This is a genomic window from Mesorhizobium sp. M0618, from assembly GCF_040320765.1.
In the GTDB taxonomy this organism is placed as follows: Bacteria; Pseudomonadota; Alphaproteobacteria; order Rhizobiales; family Rhizobiaceae; genus Mesorhizobium.
In genome coordinates this window covers 71,537-91,850 of record NZ_JAMYQH010000030.1, presented here as the reverse complement: position 1 = coordinate 91,850, position 20,314 = coordinate 71,537, and the positions used below count along the sequence as shown (strand labels likewise).

The 20,314-nt window shown below is 63.8% G+C and carries 19 protein-coding genes; 7 read left to right on the top strand and 12 right to left on the bottom strand.

The genetic code is table 11. From position 1 onward, the window contains the following. Window positions 1–80: 80 nt before the first annotated feature. Window positions 81–1,145, top strand: coding sequence for an alpha/beta fold hydrolase (locus NKJ04_RS26770; RefSeq protein ID WP_352678163.1), 1,065 nt, complete (start codon window positions 81–83; stop codon window positions 1,143–1,145). Between the two features lie 44 nt (window positions 1,146–1,189). Here the strand turns inward: NKJ04_RS26770 and pyk are convergent, their stop codons facing one another. Further along, window positions 1,190–2,626: a pyruvate kinase gene (gene pyk / locus NKJ04_RS26765; RefSeq protein ID WP_352678152.1), complete on the bottom strand. Its 1,437-nt coding sequence runs from the start codon at window positions 2,624–2,626 to the stop codon at window positions 1,190–1,192. Then, complete coding sequence (locus NKJ04_RS26760; RefSeq protein ID WP_127260459.1) at window positions 2,623–3,111, bottom strand: DUF1036 domain-containing protein; 489 nt, start codon at window positions 3,109–3,111, stop codon at window positions 2,623–2,625. The genes pyk and NKJ04_RS26760 overlap by 4 nt, the downstream gene beginning before the upstream one ends. Before the next feature lie 245 nt (window positions 3,112–3,356). Between NKJ04_RS26760 and NKJ04_RS26755 the strand changes: the two genes are divergently transcribed. The 3 genes from NKJ04_RS26755 to NKJ04_RS26745 all read left to right on the top strand — a co-directional run bounded on the left by NKJ04_RS26755 (window position 3,357) and on the right by NKJ04_RS26745 (window position 5,772). Beyond that, the gene (locus NKJ04_RS26755) at window positions 3,357–4,154 is read left to right on the top strand and encodes an N-formylglutamate amidohydrolase (RefSeq protein ID WP_352678149.1); all 798 of its coding nucleotides are present in this window, start codon (window positions 3,357–3,359) and stop codon (window positions 4,152–4,154) included. Between the two features lie 11 nt (window positions 4,155–4,165). After that, entirely contained in the window at window positions 4,166–4,474 is a 309-nt protein-coding gene (locus NKJ04_RS26750; RefSeq protein ID WP_352678147.1) for a DUF1244 domain-containing protein, read from the top strand. A gap of 122 nt (window positions 4,475–4,596) precedes the next feature. Then, window positions 4,597–5,772, top strand: a complete 1,176-nt coding sequence (locus NKJ04_RS26745) for an MFS transporter (RefSeq protein ID WP_352678144.1) — start codon at window positions 4,597–4,599, stop codon at window positions 5,770–5,772. On the opposite strand, the gene NKJ04_RS26740 is transcribed toward NKJ04_RS26745, so the two are convergent. After that, the gene (locus tag NKJ04_RS26740; RefSeq protein WP_128305534.1) at window positions 5,736–6,644 is read right to left on the bottom strand and encodes a LysR family transcriptional regulator; all 909 of its coding nucleotides are present in this window, start codon (window positions 6,642–6,644) and stop codon (window positions 5,736–5,738) included. The two genes, NKJ04_RS26745 and NKJ04_RS26740, sit on opposite strands and share 37 nt — an antisense overlap. Window positions 6,645–6,758: 114 nt before the next feature. Between NKJ04_RS26740 and NKJ04_RS26735 the strand changes: the two genes are divergently transcribed. Both NKJ04_RS26735 and NKJ04_RS26730 read left to right on the top strand, forming a co-directional pair. Further along, window positions 6,759–6,968 carry a DUF680 domain-containing protein gene (locus NKJ04_RS26735; RefSeq protein WP_128305533.1) on the top strand — a complete coding sequence of 70 codons (210 nt, stop codon included), beginning with the start codon at window positions 6,759–6,761 and terminating at the stop codon, window positions 6,966–6,968. Window positions 6,969–7,044: 76 nt separating this feature from the next. Further along, window positions 7,045–8,004, top strand: a complete 960-nt coding sequence (locus NKJ04_RS26730; RefSeq protein ID WP_128305532.1) for an SDR family oxidoreductase — start codon at window positions 7,045–7,047, stop codon at window positions 8,002–8,004. Between the two features lie 63 nt (window positions 8,005–8,067). Here NKJ04_RS26730 and NKJ04_RS26725 read toward each other — a convergent pair whose 3' ends face one another. From NKJ04_RS26725 to NKJ04_RS26700, 6 genes are all read right to left on the bottom strand, one after another. Then, window positions 8,068–8,226 (bottom strand): DUF3309 family protein, encoded by a 159-nt coding sequence (locus NKJ04_RS26725; protein ID WP_023810914.1) that lies wholly within the window; start codon window positions 8,224–8,226, stop codon window positions 8,068–8,070. Window positions 8,227–8,318: 92 nt separating this feature from the next. Then, window positions 8,319–11,498 (bottom strand): efflux RND transporter permease subunit, encoded by a 3,180-nt coding sequence (locus tag NKJ04_RS26720; RefSeq protein WP_128305531.1) that lies wholly within the window; start codon window positions 11,496–11,498, stop codon window positions 8,319–8,321. Between the two features lie 86 nt (window positions 11,499–11,584). Further along, complete coding sequence (locus tag NKJ04_RS26715) at window positions 11,585–12,757, bottom strand: efflux RND transporter periplasmic adaptor subunit (RefSeq protein ID WP_031213157.1); 1,173 nt, start codon at window positions 12,755–12,757, stop codon at window positions 11,585–11,587. Window positions 12,758–12,911: 154 nt separating this feature from the next. Then, on the bottom strand, window positions 12,912–13,520 hold the full coding sequence (locus NKJ04_RS26710) for a hypothetical protein (protein WP_128305530.1): 609 nt from the start codon (window positions 13,518–13,520) through the stop codon (window positions 12,912–12,914). After that, window positions 13,517–15,790, bottom strand: coding sequence for a xanthine dehydrogenase family protein molybdopterin-binding subunit (locus NKJ04_RS26705; protein WP_352678139.1), 2,274 nt, complete (start codon window positions 15,788–15,790; stop codon window positions 13,517–13,519). The genes NKJ04_RS26710 and NKJ04_RS26705 overlap by 4 nt, the downstream gene beginning before the upstream one ends. Before the next feature lie 2 nt (window positions 15,791–15,792). Further along, entirely contained in the window at window positions 15,793–16,254 is a 462-nt protein-coding gene (locus NKJ04_RS26700) for a (2Fe-2S)-binding protein (RefSeq protein WP_352678136.1), read from the bottom strand. A 122-nt stretch (window positions 16,255–16,376) separates the two neighbouring features. On the opposite strand from NKJ04_RS26700, the gene NKJ04_RS26695 reads away from it, so the two are divergent. Next, window positions 16,377–16,976, top strand: a complete 600-nt coding sequence (locus NKJ04_RS26695; RefSeq protein ID WP_128305527.1) for a TetR/AcrR family transcriptional regulator — start codon at window positions 16,377–16,379, stop codon at window positions 16,974–16,976. A 23-nt stretch (window positions 16,977–16,999) separates the two neighbouring features. Here NKJ04_RS26695 and NKJ04_RS26690 read toward each other — a convergent pair whose 3' ends face one another. From NKJ04_RS26690 to NKJ04_RS26680, 3 genes are all read right to left on the bottom strand, one after another. After that, the gene (locus NKJ04_RS26690; protein WP_128305526.1) at window positions 17,000–18,130 is read right to left on the bottom strand and encodes a patatin-like phospholipase family protein; all 1,131 of its coding nucleotides are present in this window, start codon (window positions 18,128–18,130) and stop codon (window positions 17,000–17,002) included. A gap of 46 nt (window positions 18,131–18,176) precedes the next feature. Next, the gene (locus NKJ04_RS26685; RefSeq protein ID WP_502897972.1) at window positions 18,177–18,992 is read right to left on the bottom strand and encodes a 3-hydroxybutyrate dehydrogenase; all 816 of its coding nucleotides are present in this window, start codon (window positions 18,990–18,992) and stop codon (window positions 18,177–18,179) included. A 153-nt stretch (window positions 18,993–19,145) separates the two neighbouring features. Next, the gene (locus tag NKJ04_RS26680; RefSeq protein ID WP_352678132.1) at window positions 19,146–20,234 is read right to left on the bottom strand and encodes a citrate synthase/methylcitrate synthase; all 1,089 of its coding nucleotides are present in this window, start codon (window positions 20,232–20,234) and stop codon (window positions 19,146–19,148) included. Window positions 20,235–20,314: the final 80 nt, after the last annotated feature.

Sequence of the window (20,314 nt, the reverse complement as noted above, 5' to 3'; positions counted from 1 at the left end):
CCCCTACTCCCCTACTCCCCTACTCCCCTACTCCCCTACTCCCCTACAACTCATCCCCCTCCACCTCCGTATCTCCCCCCATGAACCTGATCTACGCCGCCCTTGCCTTCCTGATGGCGCTTGTCTTCGGCTTTGTCGGCGTCACCCGCGTCGGATCATGGCTGATCGAGCGCCGCAATCCGCCGATCGGCGAGTTCGCCGAAATCGACGGCGCCCGCATCCATTATGTCCATGTTCCGGCACCCGCCAATGCCGAGCTGCCGCCGATCGTCTTCATCCACGGCGCCAGCGCCAACCTCAGGGACCAGATGCTGCCGCTGCGCCCCTTGCTCGAAGGCCGCGCCGAAATGTTGTTCTTCGACCGGCCCGGCCATGGCTGGTCGGGTCGCGGCACCAACAACGAGAACCCGTCGGCGCAGGCCAACACCATTGCCGCACTGATGGACCATCTCGGCATTAAGAAGGCTATCATCGTCGGCCACTCCTTCGGCGGCGTGGTGACATCGGCCTTTGGCCGGGAGCATCCCGACAAGACGCTCGGGCTGGTCTTCCTCGCACCGGCGACCCACCCATGGCCGGGCGGCGCAACCGCCTGGTACTACAATCTGACCACCATGCCGGTGCTCGGTTGGTTGTTTTCCGAGATGCTGACCTATCCGGCCGGTGCACTGCAGATGGCTGACGCCACCACCTGCGTCTTTTCGCCCAACAAGGTGCCGGACAATTATCTCAGCTCGGCCTCTATCCCGCTGGTGCTGCGACCAACAGCCTTTCGTGCCAACGCCACCGATGTCGCCGGGCTCTATCGCTATGCCCTCGGCGCCGCACCGCGCTACAACGAGATCAAGGCGCCAACCGTGGTCATTTCAGGCGATCGCGACAAGGTGGTCTATGCACATATCCATTCGGTCGGCCTGGCGCGCGACATTGCCGGTGCCGAACTCGTCTGGGTGCACAATCTCGGTCACAAGCCAGACTGGATCGCGCCCGACCTGACCGTCGGCGCCATCGAGAAGGTCGCCGGGAAGAGTATAGACCTGCAGGCGATGGCCAGGACCGTGGAGGCGCGCATCGCCGGCGACGCCTACGGCGCCGGCAGATGCGCCGATATCAAGGTACCGCAGGCCGAACTCGCGCCGACCTAAAGCGGATCGCCTGAATCCGTTCAGAGGCGACACGCTTTAGGAATCTAGCGGCTGACTTGTGTGTCCGATCCGATATAGGCGATGCGCAGCATGTTGGTCGAACCCGGTGTCCGCAACGGTACGCCCGCGGTGATGATGACGCGGTCGCCCGGCTTGCCGAAGCCTTCGTCGAAGGCGATGCGGCAGGCGCGATTGACCATGTCGTCGAGGTCGACGGCGTCGGGTGAGACGACGCAATGCGTGCCCCACAAAAGCGACAGCCGCCGCGCCGTGTTGAGGATCGGCGACAGCGCGATAACAGGCACTTGCGGCCGCTCGCGGGCGGCGCGCAGGCCTGTGGTGCCTGATGCGGTGTAGGTGATGATCGCCGCCAGCTTCAGCGTTTCGGCGATCTCGCGCGCGGCCAGCGAAATGGCGTCGGCACCGGTCGCCTCCGGCTCGGAGCGCTGGGCGTTGATGATGCCGGCATAGGTCGGATCGGTTTCGACCTTGGTGGCGATACGGTTCATCATTGCCACGGCCTCGACGGGATAGGCACCCGCCGCCGATTCCGCCGACAGCATGATGGCATCGGCGCCTTCGAAGACGGCGATCGAAACATCGGACACCTCGGCGCGGGTCGGCACCGGTGCCGTGATCATCGATTCCAGCATCTGCGTTGCAACCACCACCGGCTTGCCGGCGCGGCGTGCGGCGCGCGTGATCTGCTTCTGGATGCCGGGCACCGCCTCGAGGGGCATCTCGACGCCGAGATCGCCGCGGGCGACCATCAGCGCGTCGGACAATTCGATGATCTCGGCCAGCCGGGCGACGGCCTGCGGCTTTTCGATCTTGGCCATGATCAGCGCCCGGCCGCGTGCGATCTTGCGCGCTTCGGCCAGATCCTCCGGCCGCTGCACGAAGGACAGCGCCACCCAGTCGACGCCCGTGGCCAGCACGGCATCGAGGTCCTTGCGATCCTTCTCGGTCAGCGCGCCGACCGGGAGGTCGGTGTCGGGCAGGCTGACGCCCTTCTTGTCGGAAATGGTGGTGCCGGCGACGACGGTGCAGACGATCGACTTGCCGTCGCTCTTCACCGCCTTCAGCTCGAGCTTGCCATCGTCGATCAGCAGGCGATGGCCGGCTTCGACCGAGCTCAGAATTTCCGGATGCGGCAGATAGACCCTGGTCGAGGTGCCAGGCTCTGGATTGTCGTCGAGGGTGAAGGTCTGGCCTTGCGTCAGCACTTCCTTGCCGTTGGCGAATTTGCCGACGCGCAACTTTGGCCCTTGCAGATCGGCCAGGATGCCGATCGGCCGGCCAACCGCTTCCTCGACAGCGCGGATGCGTCCGACCAGCGTGCGCATCAGTTCATGGTCGGTATGGCTCATATTGATGCGGAACACATCGGCGCCCGCTTCGAACAGTTTCTTCAGCATCTCCTCCGACGAGGAGGCCGGACCGATGGTGGCTATGATCTTGACCTTGCGGCTACGTCTCATTGACTGTTTGTTCCCGGGGCGGCTGGAGCGCCTCCCGTTGTGGACTCATCGGTCAGCTGGACCATCCAGCTTGCCTGTTCGCCCGTGTCATATTCCTGGAATCCGGCGCGCTGGAAGCCCCGGGCGACGCAGTCGGTCACGCCGGCGATCTTGAACTCTTTTTCAGCCACGCACATGTTGATCGGGCCGTCCCAGCGTCCACCGCGTTCGGCGTCTTCTGCATAAAGATAGTAAAACCTTGATGACAGCGGCCCTTCGATCAGCGTCTTGCAACTCGATCCCTCGATGTGCCACCAGCCTTCGGTGATCCAGCCGGCCTTGGCGCGATAGCCGATGCCGACACCGACCAGGTTCTGCGTGGCGTTGCAGACGCGGAAATCGGCACGCGCCGGCGAAGCCACGACCATCGCCGACAGGCCTATGGCAAGAGTGAGGAGCGGCATGGCAAAGGCAGAGCGCATGCGCTGCCCGCCGGCGGAACTCATCCGAAAACCCCTCAAAAACCACATCAGCATCTCTCTGCGCCCCTTTTCGGAAAAGTCCGGGCGCATGTCAACGCACCGTTTTGTCCAATTCCAATCGATTTAGAAAGGCTCCGGCGCACAATTCGCCGACTTGTGCCAGATTTCCGGGGAAACCTTGGCCAAACAACGGCATTGCGCAAGCGTCGTCTTCGTGGAATGACGATAGCACCCTCCCCGGAAGCCAGCGAACAGACCATTTCCCGCCAATGACCCGATCCACAGTTTTCGCGCCTTTCGACATCATGGAGGGCGATCGCAGGCGAGGCATCGTGCTGTTGGGCGATCATGCCCGTCGCGACCTGCCCGACGACTACGGCAGCCTCGGCCTGCCCTCAGCCGAGTTCGACCGCCACATCGCCTATGACATCGGCGTCGAGGCGGTGACGCGCGAACTGGCTGCCCTGCTCGGCGTGCCGGCGGTGCTTGCCAATTTTTCGCGGCTGCTGATCGATCCCAACCGCGGCGAAGACGACCCAACGCTCATTCGCCAGCTTTATGACGGCACTGTCGTACCTGGGAACTACCCCATCGCTGCCGAGGAGCGCGAGAGGCGGCTCGACGGGTTCTACCGACCCTATCACGACGCCGTCGGCGCCATGATCGCCTCGGTCGCACAGGCTTCCGCCCAGGCGCCCTTCATCTTTTCGGTGCATTCCTTCACCCCTGCCATGCAAGGAATCCAGCGTCCTTGGCACGTCGGCATCCTGTGGGACCTCGACGACCGCGTGGCGCGGCCGTTGATAGACATGCTGGCGCAGGACAAGAACCTCGTCGTCGGCGACAACGAACCCTATGACGGCGCGCTGCGCGGCGACACCATGTACAAGCACGCCATCGTCAACGGCTTCGCCCATGCGCTGATCGAGATCCGACAGGATCTGATATCGGACCAGAAGGGCGCGCTCGCCTGGGCCGAACGGCTGGCGCCGATCGTTGACGCGATAGACCGCCGTCCCGATATACATGTGGTGAAGATGTTCGGCTCGCGCACCGGGCCGCTATGACGGAGGTTTCGATGAACGAACTCAGCGACGAGCAGCAACGCGATTTCGAGGCGGCCGCCTTCCGCCGGCTGGTCGAGCATCTGCGCGAGCGCAACGATGTGCAGAACATCGACCTGATGAACCTCGCCGGCTTCTGCCGCAACTGCCTGTCGAACTGGTATCGGGAGGCAGCCAATGCCGAGGGCGTCGATCTCACCAAGGATCAGTCGCGCGAGATCGTCTACGGCATGCCTTATGGGGAATGGCAGACGCTGAACCAGACCGAGGCCTCCGACGCCAAGAAGGCCGAATTCGAGGCAAGGCGCCCCCAGGACCATTGACGCCGTCGTCCCCGCGATCGCTTAAGGCTATGTTGGCCCAAAATGCTTCCCGAAAGAGCCTTGACTGAAAATTGAATCGATCTAATTTGCCGCGCGAAGCCATTTTCAGCGGGATTCGCCTCATGAACGCGTCAACTGCCAAGCTGACTGCCATTCGCGGACGATGGGCGCTCGCGGCCATTTTCCTGGCCAACGGCTTCCTGACGGGCAGCTGGGCGCCGCAGATTCCGGTGTTCCTGACCCGGCTGGAGATCTCGAAGTTCACGCTCGGTCTGCTGATACTCTTATTCGGCGTCGGTGCCGTCGTCGCGATGACCTGGTGCGGCCATTTGATTTCCAGACATGGCTCGCGCACCGTACTGCGCTGGTTCGCCCTGTGCGGCAGCCTCGGTCTGATGGTCGTGGCGCTGGCGCCCAACGTACCGCTGGCGGCCGCGGCCATGATCGTCTTCGGCGGCTCGATCGGTGGCATGGACGTTGCCATGAATGCCAATGCCGTGGTGGTCGAACGGCGGCTCTCCCGCGCCGTCATGTCGTCCTCGCACGGCTTCTGGAGTCTCGGCGGCTTCGCCGGCGGCGGCCTCGGCGGCTTTGCCATCCAGCACTACGGCCACCTCGCCCACGCGGCGGCGGTAACGGTGTTTGCCTTCGCGGTGATCGCGGTGGCCGTTCGCCATCTCCTCACCGAAGACGGCCCGCAGGCAGCCGAGCACCACAAATTCGCACTGCCGGCAAACCCGCTGGTTTATCTGATCGGACTGATGGCGCTGCTGGCGATGATCTCCGAAGGCGCGGTGCTCGACTGGGCAGCCCTGTATCTGCGCCAGGAGCTCGGCGCCGATCTTGCCGTTGCCGGCCTCGCCTACGCCGGATTTTCGGGCGTCATGGCGGTTACGCGGTTCTTCGGCGACGGCATACGCAATCGCTTCGGCGCGGTGACGACGCTGCGCGTGTCGGCCCTCGTAGCCGCGGTCGGCATGCTGGTGGCTGGCCTGGCGCCCTCGCCCTGGCTCGCCATTGCAGCCTTTGCCTTTTGCGGCTTCGGCATCGCCAATATGGTGCCGATCATCTTTTCGGCTGGCGGCAACCAGGAAGGCATGTCTTCTGGCACCGGCATGAGCGTGGTCACCACTATCGGATACTGCGGCATACTGGTGGCGCCGTCGGCGATCGGCTTCGTTGCCGAGCATTCCAGCTTCGGCCCGATCTTCATCACCATGTCGGGACTGCTGATCATCGTGTTGCTGATGGCCGGGCTCGCTCACCGCGCCGAATTCGCGCCAGCACCCGCCGAATAGCGTTTCAGCTCCTCGTGGAGAAAATCCACCACCCGGCGGATGCGCACGCTGGTACGCACGTCGCGATGCATCGCCAGCCACACCGGCAGAACTGGCAGCGGCAGATCTGGCAGAACCTTCTCTATCAAAGGATCCCTGTCGGCCAGCGGCTCCTGACCAAGGCCGATGCCGTTTCCCGCCCGCACCGCTTCCCACAAAACGATCTGGTTGTCGGCCCTGAAGCGGAAGCTGCTCCGGGTGACGGGGATGCCATACTGGGTAAAGCCCCTGATGATCTCGTCGCCGCGGTCGAAGCCGACCAGGTCGTGGCCGACAAGATCGGCAGGCTTCAGCGGACGGCCGCGCCTGTCGAGATAGGATTTGGCCGCGCAGGCGCAGAGCTCGATATCGCAGACCCTGCGTGCCATCAGCTCGTTCTGCGCCGGCTTGACCATGCGGATGGCGATGTCGGCATCTCGACGCAGCAGGTTCTCGACCTGGTTGGAAGCAACGATCTCGACCTCGATGCCGGGCTCCTCGATCCCCAGCCGCATCGTCATCTCAGGCAGGACATAGGCCGCCACCACCTCGCTGGCGGCGATGCGCACCGTGCCTTCGATGGCCTCGACCGAACCCAGCGCCAGGAGTGAGAAGGCGCTTGCCTGCTCGCTGACCGCCTTGCCGCGTTCGAACAGCGTGCTGCCGGCCTCCGTCAGTTCGTAACCGTGCCGTCCTCGACGGAACAGTGTGACGCCGAGTGCCCGTTCCAACTCGCCGATGTGACGGCCAAGCGTCGGCTGGCTGGCCGAAAGCTTTCGCGCGGCGGCCGACAGGCTGCCGGATTCCGCCACGGCGACAAAGCTCTTGATCAGGTTCCAGTCGATTTCTGTCATTCATTTATGAATATCAGAACGCCATATGTAGTCAATTTCCATTCGCGTTCGGAGCGACCATATTCCGGCTGCAGACACCAACACGGACTGCAAACACCAACCAGGAGAACTCAGATGACCAAGATCGCTCTCACCACCGCCGCCATCCTCATTTCCGTCAGCGCCGCCTTTGCCGGCAGCGACAAGTTTGGCTCGAACGACGCCAGCCAGCCGGCTGTCACCAGCACCGACAACACGACCACCGCTTCGATCCACAACCCGGATGCGGCCGTCCGGCAGCCGGTCACGCAAGGCAGCAACCGCGACCTCTTCGGCAACCGCTGATCTCGATCGCGCTTGTCGCTGATCCCGATCGCGCGTCCAGACCGACCACGCAAATCCCAACCCAGGAGTGCTTCCAATGACCAGTATCGCAATTCTCGGTGCCAATGGCCGGCTCGGCCGCGTGGTCGCCAAGGCCTTCATCGACGCGGGCTACGAGGTCCGCGCCGTCACCCGCAACGGCAAACTGCCAACTGAGCTTGAAGGCGCTACGGCCGTTGCCGGTGACGCGCTCGACCGGGAAGCGCTGATCCGCGCCACGGAAGGTGTCGACATCATCTTCAACGGCCTCAACCCGATCTACACCGAATGGGTCAAGTGCCTGCCGATCGCCGAGAATGTCATGACCGCTTGCCATGCCAACAACGCACTGCATCTCTTTCCCGGGACCGTATACAATTACGGATCGCCGATGCCGGAGGTGATCACGGAAGACACGCCGTTCCGCCCGACGACCGACAAGGGGCGCATCCGCGTCGCCATGGAGGACCTGTTTCACCGCGAGGCCGAAGCACGCCGCGTCCGCACCATCATTTTGCGGGCCGGCGACTTCTTCGGCGGCACCGGCAGCGGCTCGTGGTTCGACTTGGTCGTCGCTGCCAAGATCAACAAGGGTATCTATACGGCGCCCGGCCCGGTCGACCTCGTACATGAATGGGCCTACCTACCGGATCTGGCCAGGGCTTTCGTCGGACTGGCGCAGAACCTGGACAAGCTCGGCGCTTATGAAGCCTTCAACTTCCCCGGCCATCCCGTCACCGACCTGGAGATCAAGGCAGCCGCAGAGAAGGCGCTTGGGCGTCCGCTCAAGATGACCTCGATGGCCTGGTGGGTGCTGCGCGCCGGTAGCCCGTTCGTGGCGATGTGGCGTGAGATCGTGTCGATGTCCTATCTGCGCTTCGAACCGCACCAACTGGCGTCGGCAAGGCTGGAAGGCATCATCGGCGCGATCCCGCACACGCCGCTGGATCAGGCCGTCACTGAAGCTCTCGGGGATATCGGCATTGCCACCGTGACCGGCGTTGCGAAAGCTGCCTGACGTCCGCGATGGCGGGCGATGCTCCTCCGCACATTGACAATCTCCGCGGACTGAGAGGGCGCCTCAGAGCCGTCCCATCAACAGCAGCACCATAAGCACCACCAGCACCACGCCGACAATACCCGAGGGCCCATAGCCCCAGGAGCGCGAATGTGGCCAGGCCGGCACCGCGCCGATGAGGATAAGGACCAGGACGATGATGACGATGGTGGTGATCGGCATGAGAACCCCGCAATTCGACGTTTCGCCCAAGAACAATGCAAAAGGCCGCCCGGTTGTTCCGGGCGGCCTTTTGCGGTCAAATCGGCATTGGTCTATTCGGCGGCTTTCGGAAAGGCGATATCCGGCTCGGCTCCGGTATCCTGCCCCTGCGCATCGGTCGAGGAAATCTCGCCCTTGCCACGCCGGAACAGCCGGCTGAACCAACCGCGCCGTGCGCCCGGCTTGACCTTGGCGCGGGTGAACACGATCAGCATCGACGGCGTCACCACCAGCGTCAGCACGGTGGCGAAGGACAGGCCGAAGACGATCGCCGAGGACAGCGAAATCCACCATTGCGTCGACGGCGCGTTGATCGTCGTCTCGTGATGGAAGATTTCCAACCCGAGGCCGAAGGCGATCGGCAGCACGCCGAGAATGGCCGAAACAGCCGTCAGCACCACCGGACGGGCGCGCTCGCGGCAAGTCTGCAGCACCGCCTCGACCTTGTCCCAGCCTTCTTCACGCAGCCGGTCATAGGTGTCGATCAGCACGATGTTGTTGTTCACCACCACGCCGGCCAGAGCGATGACGCCGATGCCCGACATGACGATGCCGAACGTCTCGCCTGTTATCAGCAGGCCGAGGAACACGCCGATCGTCGCCATGACCACGCAGGACAGCACCAGCCAGACGCTGGTGAACTTGTTGAACTGCGCCAAGAGCACCAGGAAGATCAGGAAGATCGCCGCCCCGAAGGCCTTGCTAAGAAAGGCGCTGGCTTCGGCGCTGTCCTCGTTCGAGCCGGCCAGCTTCCAGCGGATGCCGCTGCCGAGATCCATGTCGGAGACGGCTTTGGTGACCTGCTCCTGCACAGCCGCGACCTGAGCGCCGGCGGCGACGTTGGCCTGGACGACCACCGTACGCGCGCCGTCGATGCGGTTGAGGATGCCGACCGTCGGCTCGGGCTTGCGCACGACGAAGTTCGAGATCGGCACCGAGCCTTGTGAGGTCTGCACCCTGAGTTCGTCGAGCGTCGACAGCGTGCGCCGGTCTTCGGGCAGCCGCAGCCTTATGTCGACCGCGTCGTCGGCTCCGGCAGGCCGGTATTCCGAGAGCTTCAGCCCGTTGGTCACCAGTTGCACCACCGTCCCGACCGAGGTTGGGCTGATGCCGTACTGCGCCGCCTTGGCACGGTCGACCTCGAGCGCCCAGTCGACACCGGGCGGCGGCAGGCCGTCGGAAATATCAATGACGCCGGGCACCTTGCCGATGCGCGCCGCAACCTCACGGGCCTTGTCGTCGAGCCCCTTGGGGTCGACGGCCGAAAGCCTGATCTGGATCGGCTTGCCGGTCGGCGGACCGGCTTCCGGCACGCGCACCTCGACATCGACGCCGGGAATGCCGGCCATGACGCCGCGCAGATCGTCCAGGATGTGGTTCGCCGCCTTGCGCTCGCGCCAGTCGATGAATTCGTACTGGATGACGCCGACGACGTCTTCGGGGATATCCTGGCCGCCGCCTTGCGTCTTGCCGACGCGGGTGTAGACCGACTTCACGCCCGGCCAGCCGAGCAGCCTGTCTTCCGCGATCTTGGTCGCGGTATCCATTTCGGCCAGCGAAAGATTGCCGCGCGCATGCACGTAGAGCAGGCCGTAATCCGGTTCGACATTCGGGAAGAACTCGACGCCGGCGCCGTATTTCGAATAGGCAAAGCCGACGCCGAACAAGAGCGCGACGGTCAGCACCAGCACGGTGATGGGGAAGCGCACCGCCTGCTTGACGATCGCCATGTACCAGCCGTCGCGATTGTCATCCTCATGATGCGGCGGCGCCTTGGCGAAGATCGCACCCAGCGTCGGCGCGAAGACAAGCGCATAGAGCATCGAGGCCGATAGCGTGACGATCAGCGTGATCGGCATGTACTTCATGAAGTCGCCGATGATGCCCGGCCAGAACAGCAGCGGTGAGAAGGCGGCGATGCGCGTCATCGTCGCGGCGATGACCGGACCGGCCATGCGCTTGGCTGCGAGCGCGAAGGCTTCCTCCTTCGGCATGCCTTCGCTCATCCGCCGTTCGGCGAACTCGGTGACGATGATGGCGTCGTCGACCAGCATGCCGACGGCCAGGATCAGGCTGAACAGCACGATCATGTTGATCGTGTAGCCCATCATCGCCAGCAGCAGGATGCCGATCAGGAACGACGACGGAATCGCAAGCCCGATGAGCAGCGAGGCGCGGCCGGACAGCGCGTAGAGGATGACGATGAACACCAGGATGACGGCGATCATCACATGGTTCTGCAGGTCGCCGAGCAGCTGGTTGACGAAGACCGACTTGTCCTGCGTGTAGGTGACGTTCATGCCCTCGGGCATCGACTTGACGAACTCGTCGGACACCGTTCGCACCTTGGCGATGGTGTCGATCAGGTTGGAGCCGATGCGCTTCTTGACTTCGATGGCGATGGCCGGCTTGCCGTTGAGACGGGTCACCGTCTCGGCATCCTTGAAGGTCGAACGGATCGTCGCGATGTCCTTGGCCTGCACCACGGCATTGGGGCCGGCGACCACAGGCAGTGCGGCGACATCCTCCGGCGTTTCGATCAGCGACGGCACCTTGACGGCGTATTTGCCCTCCGAGCCTTCGATATTGCCGGCGGCGACCAGGCTGTTGGAGTTGCCGACCGCACCGATCAACTGATCGAGCTGCAATCCATAGGAAGACAGCTTCATCGGATCGATGACGACCTCGACGAGATCGTCGCGCGCACCCTGCAGCGAGCCTTCGAGAACACCGGGAACCTCCTCGATACGGTCGCGTAGTTCGCGCGCGGCGGCGGTCAGCACGCGTTCGGGCAGATTTCCCGAGAGCGTGACGACGAGCACGGGAAATTCGGAAATGTTGACTTCGGTAACGACGGGTTCTTCCGCCGCCTGCGGCAGGTCGGCCTTGGCGTCCTGCACCTTGCTGCGCGTGTCCTGCAGCGCGGTGGCCAGATTGGTCTGCGGCTGGAATTCGACCAGCACGTAGCCGCCGCCCTGGAAGGCGGCCGAACGCATCTCCTTGAGGCCCTTCAGGCTTTTCAGCTTGCTTTCCATCGGCCGCAGCAGAAGCCGCTCCGAATCCTCGGGCGAAATGCCCTGATAGATCAGGCTGACATACATCATCGGAATCGGAACGTCGGGCTCCGCTTCCTTTGGCGTCGCCTGATAGGCGACCCAGCCCGCCAGCAGAAGGAAGACGAGGACCGAAATGGTCAGGCGGGCATTGTTGATTGCGAGTCTGACGATATCCATGGCTAACGCCTGTTCTTGAATTTCCACGAGCTGCGTCGCAGCCGATTGTCCCCGCCCAGGGCTAGTCCGTCGCGACTTGTGCTACGCTACTGGGTGCCGGTCGTCGCCTCGCCGAGCAGCTTCTTGATGATCGCCTGGTCGGCCTCGACCGGATTGACCAGATCGCCTTCCTTCACCAGTTCCTGGCCGGCGACGATGATGCGGGCGTCGGCCGGTATGCCGCCGAGGACGAGGCCGGTCGGCGTGTCGTCAACGAGGTCGATCGGGAAGAACGCCACCTTGTTGTCCTTGCCGACGGCACGGATGCCGAGGTCGCCCTTGTCGCCGAGCGTCACAACCGAGCGCGGCAGCAGCACCGCGTCGGTCGGCTGTGCGTTGAGCGCGATTTCCGCCGTCATGCCGGCCGGCACGGAGCCGTCGGCATTGGGGACGGCAACCTCGACGCGGAAGGTGCGGGTCGCCGACGAGGCGTCGCGGCTGATGTAGCGCACGGTGCCTTCGACCGTCTGGCCGCTGACCAGCCGTATGGTGGCCTTGTCGCCGAGCTTGAGATAGCCGAGATCGCGCTCGCTGACTTCGCCACGGGCAATCACCGGATCGAGCTTGAGGATGGTTGCCACCTCGCCGCCTTGCATGACGGAACTGCCAAGTTCCACCGGCACCCGGTCGATAACGCCGTCGAAAGGCGCCTTCACCTCGTTGCGGTCGAGTTCGGCCTGTGCCGTTTCCAGCAGCGACTGCGCCGAGGTCAGGTTCGAGCGCGCGGTGTCGAGCTGCAGCTTCGGCAGATTGCCGGTCTTCATCAGCCGCAAGGCTGCGTCCAGCTCGGCCTGGCGCTGCACCACCAACTGCTTGGCGTTGTCGACCATCGAGATCTTTTCTTCCGCCGCAAGCATCAGCACCAGATCCCCCGTCTTGACGTGATCGCCTTGCTTGACAGGTAGCTTGTCGATGACACCGGCGACGCGCGTCGCCAGCACCGCCCGCTTGTCGGCTTCGGTCAGCCCGGAAATGCGGATGGCGCGTGCATAGGTCTTGCGTGGCGGCGTCACCACCGCGACGGTGCGCAGCGGTGCCTTAGGCTCGGCTTCCGCCGTCTTCGGCTTGCTTGCGTCCGGCGCCTTGGCCTGTTCGGCTTCGGCTGCCTTGGCTTTGTTGGCGGCTACGCTGCCGACCGACGAAAACTCGCCTGTCGCCATCCACGCCGCGAAACCAATGAGCACAACAACGGCTGCAAGCTTGTGAAACCTGATTCTCATCGTCGTTTTTTCCACTGCGGGTTCGGCCAGCGTCCTCATAACGCGGGCGCGTCGCCGATATGGGTGCGCGCCGAGCCGTGTTCAATTTGCCGTGATCGGCGAAGCGCGCTTCTACATCAAAGTTGCACCGCAATATAGTCTGAAAGTTGCAAGATCATTGCGCCGGCGGACAAGATGCGCCGGCCGCTGCCCAGTTTTCGATCGCTTGATAGGTTGCTTCGGCGGAGCCCGGGGCTGGTTCACGACCCGATCCTGGCGCCCAGCCCCAGGCGACCAATCTGTCGTCGCGAACATGCAGCGCGATATCCTTCAAGCTACGGTTGCCGTTGCGCAGGGGATCCTTGATCTGGGCGCAGATTTCGGCCGAGGATTTGCCGAACCAGGCCATCTCGGCTGGCGCCAGATGCCAGTTCTCGGCCCCGGGCGGACCGTGCAATGCCTTGGAATTGCTGGCGAAATGGCAAGTCGTGCAGCGCAGGCCCGGATTGCCGAAGCCCGACCCGTCAGCACCCCGCTGGACATTGAAGGCGTGAACGCGCGTACCGCCGTAATGCGCACCCGACCAGCGCGGCCGCTCGTCCGCGACATGACAGTCGGCGCAGCGCGGATGCGAGAACACCGCATAGACCTTGTCCCATTCGGACAGGCCTTTCGCCGCGTCGACGGTCGCCGGCGCCGGCATCTGGCTCTCTTGCGCGATCGCAAACGGCGCTGCGAGCACGAGCATGGCAGCAGGCGTCAGCATGATGAGGAGCTTCTTCATGCGAAGGCCACCGTTTTCGACAGCGGCAGCGTGCGGACGCGCTTTCCGGTGAGCGCGAAGATGGCGTTGGCGAGCGCCGGAGCCGCCGGCGGTGTGCCGACCTCGCCGACGCCGCCCATCTTGTGGAAGTTTTCCAGGATGGCGACTTCGAAGACCGGGCACTGGAAGATCCGCATGGCGTCGAAATCGTGGAAGTTCGACTGTTCGACCATGCCGTCGGCGAAGGTGATTTCCTGACCCATAGCTGCGGAGAGTCCGTAGATGGCGGCCGAAATCAGCTGCGCCTCGATGATGCCGGGATCGAGCGCGGTGCCGACATCGGCGGCGATCCACACCTTCTCGATGCGGATGCCGGCCGGCGTGTCCGCCACCTGGACGATCTCGCCGACCCAACTGCCGAAGGACAGCGTGAAGGCGATACCCCTGGCCTTGCCGGCGGGCAGCGCCTCGCCCCATTTCGCCATCGCGGCGACTTTCTCCACCACCTTCACCGCCGAGGGATAAGCGGCCATCAGTCTCTTGCGCATCTCGACCGGATCGATTTTTCCGGCAATGGCGATCTCGTCCATGAAACCCTCATGGAAGAAGCCGTTGACCGAACTGCCGACCGAGCGCCAGGAGCCGACAGGGATGGAGACCGGCGCCGCGATACCGCTGACCCGGTAGTTCGGAATGGTGTAGGGCTGGTCATAGGCACCGTCGACGATGCTCTTGTCGGGACCGAGCGGCGATATCGAAGGAAACAGCCGGCGCAGCATGCCGGCAATCACCGATGGCGAGGCCATCCTCATGTCGACGGCGACCGGCATGCCATCGTCGCCGAGCCGCGCCTGGAACTTGCCGATAGCGGCCGGCCGGTAGGCGTCGTGGCGCATGTCTTCTTCACGCGTCCAGGTCACCTTGATCGGGCGCCCGCCCGTCTCCTTCGCCATCAGCGCGGCGCACAGCGCGTAGTCAACCTCGACGCGCCGGCCGAAACCGCCGCCCATGAAGGTGGTGTGCACAGTGATCTTGTCCTGCTCGATGCCGACCGCGTTGGCGCAAAGCTGCCGCACCAGGGTCGGCGCCTGGTTGCCGCACCAGATGTCGAGCGCGCCGTCCCTGAGATGCGCCGTGGCGTTCATCGGCTCCATCGTCGCATGCGCCAGATAGGGCACCGCATAGTCGGCCTCGACGATCCTTTCACGCGGCGCGTCGGCAAAGGCGGTGTCGACGTCGCCATTGTCGCGCATCACCGACCCCTTGGTGCCGAGCGCCTGCTTCAGGACATCTGAAATAGCGGCGCTGCTGAGCGGGTATTCGGGATCGGACCACTGGGCATCGATCGCCTCGGCCGCCTTGAATGCCGCCCATGTGTTGTCGGCGATGATGCCGAAGCCATGGCCGTAATTCGTCTCCAGCGGCACGATCTTGATCACACCGGGCATTTTCTCGGCTTTCGAGAGGTCCGCCTTGATCGGCGCCGACCAGAAGCGCGGGCTCATCTTGACCGTGCCGTAGACCATGTCCGGCAGCCTGACATCGATGCCGAAGATCGGCGCCCCGGTCACCTTGGCCAGCATGTCGATGCGCTTTTGCGGCTTTCCCAGCAGTTTCCAGTCGGCCCGGTCCTTGAGCCTGACTTCGGCCGGCGGCGCCATCGCGGCGGCGGCCGCTGCGACCGCGCCATAGGTCAGCGACTTGCCGGACGCTTTGTGCAGGATCGAACCGTCGGCCGTTTCCAGATCGGCGGCGGCGACACCGAGTTTTTGCGCCGCAGCCGCGATCAGCATCTGCCGGGCGACTGCACCCGCTTGCCGCATCTTGTCAAAACCGTCGCGTGTCGAAGCCGAACCACCGGTGCCCTGCAGGGCAAGGAACTTGCCGACCACACCGAGACCCGAGCGCACCGCCTGCGCGGTCATGCTCTCGTCGAAGAAGGCGAACGGACCGCCCTCTTCGAGGATCGCGGCGTTGTAATAGGCATGGGAGGCGGGGCCGTGCTCGACCTTGACCCGGTCGAGGCTCACATTGAGTTCTTCGGCGACCATGACGGCGAGCGTCGTCGAAATGCCTTGCCCCATCTCGGCCCGCGGCGCGACGATGGTGATGGTGTTGTCGGCGCCGATCTTCACATAGGGGTTGAAGGTCGCCTCGCCCTTGCCGAGCTCGGCCTCGAGCGGGTTCGGAAAAGGCTTGCGATAATAGTAGTAGCCGACGGCAACGCCGCCCGCGACGGCGGCAGCGCCGATCAGAAACGTGCGGCGGGCGATCTTTCCGACACTGGCCATGGTCAGAGCCCCGCCGTCTTGAGCGCCGCGGCCTTCTTGATGGCCGAGCGGATTTTGGGATAGGTGCCGCAGCGGCAGAGATTGCCGCCCATGGCGTTGTCGATATCGGCGTCGCTTGGGTTGGCGACTTCGTCGATCAGCGCCACCGCGCTCATGATCTGGCCGGGCTGGCAGTAGCCGCATTGCGCGACCTGTTCCTCCAGCCATACCTGCTGCACCGCATGCAGTCTGCCTGCTGTGCCGATGCCTTCAATGGTCGTGACAGCGCCACTGACCTGCCCAACCGGGAGTGAGCAGGAACGCACCGGCTGACCGTCCACATGCACCGTGCAGGCGCCGCAGGCGGCGATACCGCAGCCGAATTTCGGCCCGGTCTTGCCAATGAGATCGCGCAGCGCCCACAGCAGCGGCATGTCAGGATCGGCATCGATATCGAAAGACTGACCGTCGACGGTAAGGCGCATGGGGATACCCTTTGTTGTCGTCCACTGCCAAGGGCGAAGCGTCCTCTCGACCGTTTCGCCCAATACAGATTGACAAATTTCGTCATTTTGTCAAATAGGATTTTGCAGGATAGAATTGCTCCATGAACCAGATCGAAGACATCGCCGCCACAGATCCCAAACGCGTCCGTATCCTGGATGGCGCGATGAAGGTGTTTTTGGCCTATGGCTTCACCCGCACCACCATGGACGACATCGCCCGCGCCGCAGACATGTCGCGCCCGGCGCTCTATCTCTTGTTCAAGAACAAGACCGACATTTTCCGCGCCATCGCCATGATGATCCTGTCGCGCTCGGTCGAGGCGGCAAAGATTGCCCTATCCGGCGATGGCCCTTTCATCGAGCGCATGATCCGCGCCATCGACGAGGCGTTCATCTCGATGATGGGCGCCGTTGTTGCCTCGCCGCACGGCGCCGAACTGCTGGATATGAAATCGAGCCTTGGCGATCTGGTCGGCTGCTGGCGCGGCGGGCTTGGCGAACATATTGCCGCCGCGATCCAGGGCGAGGCAGCCAGGAACGGCGTCGACTTGGCGGCCAGGGGCCTGTCGACACAACTGCTCGCCGACATGCTGCTCGACGGGTTGGAAGGCATGAAGGCGCGGATCAGAGATCCGGAGGGACAGCGGCAGGCGGCCGCTGCCCTGATCAGGGTGATCGACCTAACCTTGAAAGCTCGATGAAACCAGCTGTATCGGGTTTCAGTTCAGGCCCGACGGCGAACCACCTCCGGATTTTTGCGCACAGCGAGGAATTCCTTGACCCGCCGGCCGGGTGCCGGACCGCGCACCGGCTTGAAGCCGTCATCGAGTTCACCGGAGAGATCGAGCGTCGGTCGCTTGCCGACGGCGTCGTAATTCTCTTCCAGCCAGTCGCTGGCGGCTGTGCGGCCGAGATCTCTGAGATAGGTCAGGAACGCCCATTCGGCATTGACCTTCGACGACGCCGACAGGTCCTTGAACGCCTCGTCGGCATCGATGCGGTGCATGCGGATGTCGCGATATTCGCCATGTGGCAGACGGCCGGCGGCGATCAGTTCCTTGACGAAGGCGATCGAGCGGAATTCTCGCAGCAGCCCGGCGTTGAAGGTGATCTCGTCGATGCGGTTCTGGATCTCGTTGGCGCTCCTTGGCGTTCCCTCCCGCACCACCGGATTGATCTGCACCAGGAGCACATCCTCGGTCGCCGCGGTCTTGAAGAACGGATAGAGCGCCGGGTTGCCGCCATAGCCGCCGTCCCAGTAGGGCACGCCCTTGATCTCGACGGCGCGGAACAATTGCGGCAGACAGGCCGAAGCCATCACCACGTCGAGGTCGATCTCGCCGTCGGAAAAAACGCGCAACTGTCCGGTCTCGACATTGGTCGCCGAGATGAACAGTTCCATCGACTTGCAGGCGCGGACATTGTCGAAATCGATCTCCTGCTCCACCACGTCGCGCAGCGGGTTAAGGCCGAGCGGATTGGCGACGTAAGGCGAGAACACCCGCGACATGGTGTCGAAGAAGACATAGCCAGGCGTATTCTCGATCGACCAGTTGCCCCAGGCGACATCCCACGGCATGCGCTGCACTGGGCTGAACCGGCCCTTGGCCGCCACCGCGCGCCAGAAATCCTCAAGTTTTTGCCGCGCTCCCTCGACACCGCCGCGCACATATCCGTCGGCCAGCGCCACCGCGTTCATGGCGCCGGCGCTGGTGCCGGACACTGCTGATATCTCCAGCCTGCCGTCCTCCAGCAGCCGGTCGAGCACACCCCAGGAAAAGGCCCCGTGCGAGCCGCCGCCCTGAAGTGCGACGTTTATCTTCTTCGTCTCCTCCGCCTTGCCGTTTTTGGTCATGGCGTCGTCCTTGGTTCGTTTTGGGTAGATGAGAAGATTTCGCGCCTCACGCGGCGGTCCAGCCGCCATCTACCGAGAGATGGGTGCCGTTGATCTGCGCTGCCGCGACCGAGCACAGGAACACCGCCGCTGCCGCGATCTGCTCCACCGTGACGAATTCCTTGGTCGGCTGCTTGTCCAGCATGACCTCACGGATGACGGTCTCGCGGTCCATCTGATGGGCCTTCATCTGATCGGGGATCTGCGCCTCGACCAGCGGCGTCAGCACATAGCCCGGGCAGATGGCGTTGCAGGTGATTTTTTCGCGCGCCAGTTCGAGCGCGACGGTCTTCGTCAATCCCATGATGCCGTGCTTGGCCGAGACATAGGCCGACTTGAACGGCGACGCGACCAGGCCGTGTGCCGAGGCGATGTTGACGATCCGCCCGCCGCCGGCATTTTTCATCAGCGGAATGGCGGCTGCAATGGTGTGGAATGCCGACGACAGGTTGATGGCGATGATGGCGTCCCATTTCTCGATCGGGAACTCTTCCATCGGCGCGACATGCTGGATGCCGGCATTGTTGACCAGGATATCGACCGAACCGAATGTTTCGGCCGCCTTGGCGACAAGCGCCCGGCATTCCGCCGGTTTCGACATATCGGCCTTGATGTAGGCGGTCTTCACTCCATACTGTTTGGCAATCGCGTCGGCCATGGCGTGGTCGGCGGTCGTGTCGGAGAAAGAGTTGACGACGACGTTGCGGCCTTCGGCCGCCAGCGCCTGGGCGATGGCCAGGCCAATGCCCGATGTGGAGCCGGTGATGACTGCGGTTTTTCTGGCGGCCAAGGGCGGAATCCTCTGGTTACGGCAAGAATGCATCTATGTTGCAGTGCAGCATATATGCTCAATACGACGCAATAACAGCGGCCAGATTTGTGGGCGAGATGAAATTTTCGTCATAAGCGGCCACACGGCCGCTCACCAGGAGGATATCGTTTGGATCGCCGGTCGCTCGCCAGGCGCCGATAAGCCTCAGGCAGCCAGCTCCGGCGCAGGCCCGACATAGCGCGACTGCGGGCGGATCAGCCGCCCGATCGTCTGCTGCTCGCGCGCATGCGCGATCCAGCCGGCGACGCGCCCGGTGGCAAAGACATTGCTGAAAGCTTGTGGCGGAAAGCCCGCCGCCTCCAGCAGCAGCGCGGTGTAGAACTCGACATTGGTCTGCAGCGAGCGCGACGGCTTGGCGATCCGCAGCACGTCGAGTGCGGCTTGCTCCACTGTCTCCGCGAATGCCAGCCGGCGGCCGGTTTCGCCCTCGCCGCCGAGTTGCCGCACGACGGCCTTCAGCACATCGGCGCGCGGATCGCGCACGCGATAGATGCGGTGCCCGAAGCCCATGATGCGCCTGCCCTGCGCGATCTCGTCGCGCAGCCAGCCGGCGGCATCGCCATGCGCCTGGATCGCATCCAGCATCTCGATCACCGGACCGGGCGCGCCGCCATGCAGCGGCCCCTTGAGTGCGCCGAGCCCGGCCAGCACGGAGGATGTCAGGCCGGCCTGCGTCGAGGCCACCACGCGAGTCGCAAAGGTCGATGCATTGAGACCATGGTCGCAGACGGTCACGAGATAGGTGTCGAGCGCCTTCGCCAGTGCTGGGGAGGCGGCGTTGCCGCTCAGCATCTTCAATATGTCGGCGGCATGATCGGCGCGGCTGTCCGGCGCGATCGGCTGCTCGCCGCGCTGCAGGCGCAGCAGCGCCGGCGTCAGCACGGCGGGCGCCGCGATCAGCAGCAAGGCATCGGTCAAGGTGTCGCCGTCCGGCAGCAGCGCCATGCCGGCGCGCATGGCGCTGTAGACATCGAGCGGTGCCAACAAGGGCAGCGTGAGCAAGAGCCGTTCGAACACGTCCGCACGCGCCTGGCCCAGCGCCCGCGTCAGTTGCGCATCATCGGGAAGGTCGTCGAAGAAGCCATCGAGCAGCAGCCCAACCACCTGGGCATAGTTCCACCGGCCGGCCAACTCCGGCAGCGAATGACCCCGGATCGTCAGACGGCCGCCAAGACCATCCACGTCCGACAGTATTGTTTCCGCCGCCACCACGTCATCGAGCCCATTCGCCATAGCCTTGTCTCCTTGAAGCATTTCCGGATCGGAGATAGAGATGGGCAACGTTTCCATCAATCTTGATCAATAGAATCAAC

Excerpts from the sequence above, each read along its gene's own strand:
- NKJ04_RS26770 (WP_352678163.1), top strand. The coding sequence starts at position 81 with ATGAACCTGATCTACGCCGCCCTTGCCTTCCTGATGGCGCTTGTCTTC.
- pyk (WP_352678152.1), bottom strand. The coding sequence starts at position 2,626 with ATGAGACGTAGCCGCAAGGTCAAGATCATAGCCACCATCGGTCCGGCC.
- NKJ04_RS26760 (WP_127260459.1), bottom strand. The coding sequence starts at position 3,111 with ATGAGTTCCGCCGGCGGGCAGCGCATGCGCTCTGCCTTTGCCATGCCG.
- NKJ04_RS26755 (WP_352678149.1), top strand. The coding sequence starts at position 3,357 with ATGACCCGATCCACAGTTTTCGCGCCTTTCGACATCATGGAGGGCGAT.
- NKJ04_RS26750 (WP_352678147.1), top strand. The coding sequence starts at position 4,166 with ATGAACGAACTCAGCGACGAGCAGCAACGCGATTTCGAGGCGGCCGCC.
- NKJ04_RS26745 (WP_352678144.1), top strand. The coding sequence starts at position 4,597 with ATGAACGCGTCAACTGCCAAGCTGACTGCCATTCGCGGACGATGGGCG.
- NKJ04_RS26740 (WP_128305534.1), bottom strand. The coding sequence starts at position 6,644 with ATGACAGAAATCGACTGGAACCTGATCAAGAGCTTTGTCGCCGTGGCG.
- NKJ04_RS26735 (WP_128305533.1), top strand. The coding sequence starts at position 6,759 with ATGACCAAGATCGCTCTCACCACCGCCGCCATCCTCATTTCCGTCAGC.
- NKJ04_RS26730 (WP_128305532.1), top strand. The coding sequence starts at position 7,045 with ATGACCAGTATCGCAATTCTCGGTGCCAATGGCCGGCTCGGCCGCGTG.
- NKJ04_RS26725 (WP_023810914.1), bottom strand. The coding sequence starts at position 8,226 with ATGCCGATCACCACCATCGTCATCATCGTCCTGGTCCTTATCCTCATC.
- NKJ04_RS26720 (WP_128305531.1), bottom strand. The coding sequence starts at position 11,498 with ATGGATATCGTCAGACTCGCAATCAACAATGCCCGCCTGACCATTTCG.
- NKJ04_RS26715 (WP_031213157.1), bottom strand. The coding sequence starts at position 12,757 with ATGAGAATCAGGTTTCACAAGCTTGCAGCCGTTGTTGTGCTCATTGGT.
- NKJ04_RS26710 (WP_128305530.1), bottom strand. The coding sequence starts at position 13,520 with ATGAAGAAGCTCCTCATCATGCTGACGCCTGCTGCCATGCTCGTGCTC.
- NKJ04_RS26705 (WP_352678139.1), bottom strand. The coding sequence starts at position 15,790 with ATGGCCAGTGTCGGAAAGATCGCCCGCCGCACGTTTCTGATCGGCGCT.
- NKJ04_RS26700 (WP_352678136.1), bottom strand. The coding sequence starts at position 16,254 with ATGCGCCTTACCGTCGACGGTCAGTCTTTCGATATCGATGCCGATCCT.
- NKJ04_RS26695 (WP_128305527.1), top strand. The coding sequence starts at position 16,377 with ATGAACCAGATCGAAGACATCGCCGCCACAGATCCCAAACGCGTCCGT.
- NKJ04_RS26690 (WP_128305526.1), bottom strand. The coding sequence starts at position 18,130 with ATGACCAAAAACGGCAAGGCGGAGGAGACGAAGAAGATAAACGTCGCA.
- NKJ04_RS26685 (WP_502897972.1), bottom strand. The coding sequence starts at position 18,992 with ATGCATTCTTGCCGTAACCAGAGGATTCCGCCCTTGGCCGCCAGAAAA.
- NKJ04_RS26680 (WP_352678132.1), bottom strand. The coding sequence starts at position 20,234 with ATGGCGAATGGGCTCGATGACGTGGTGGCGGCGGAAACAATACTGTCG.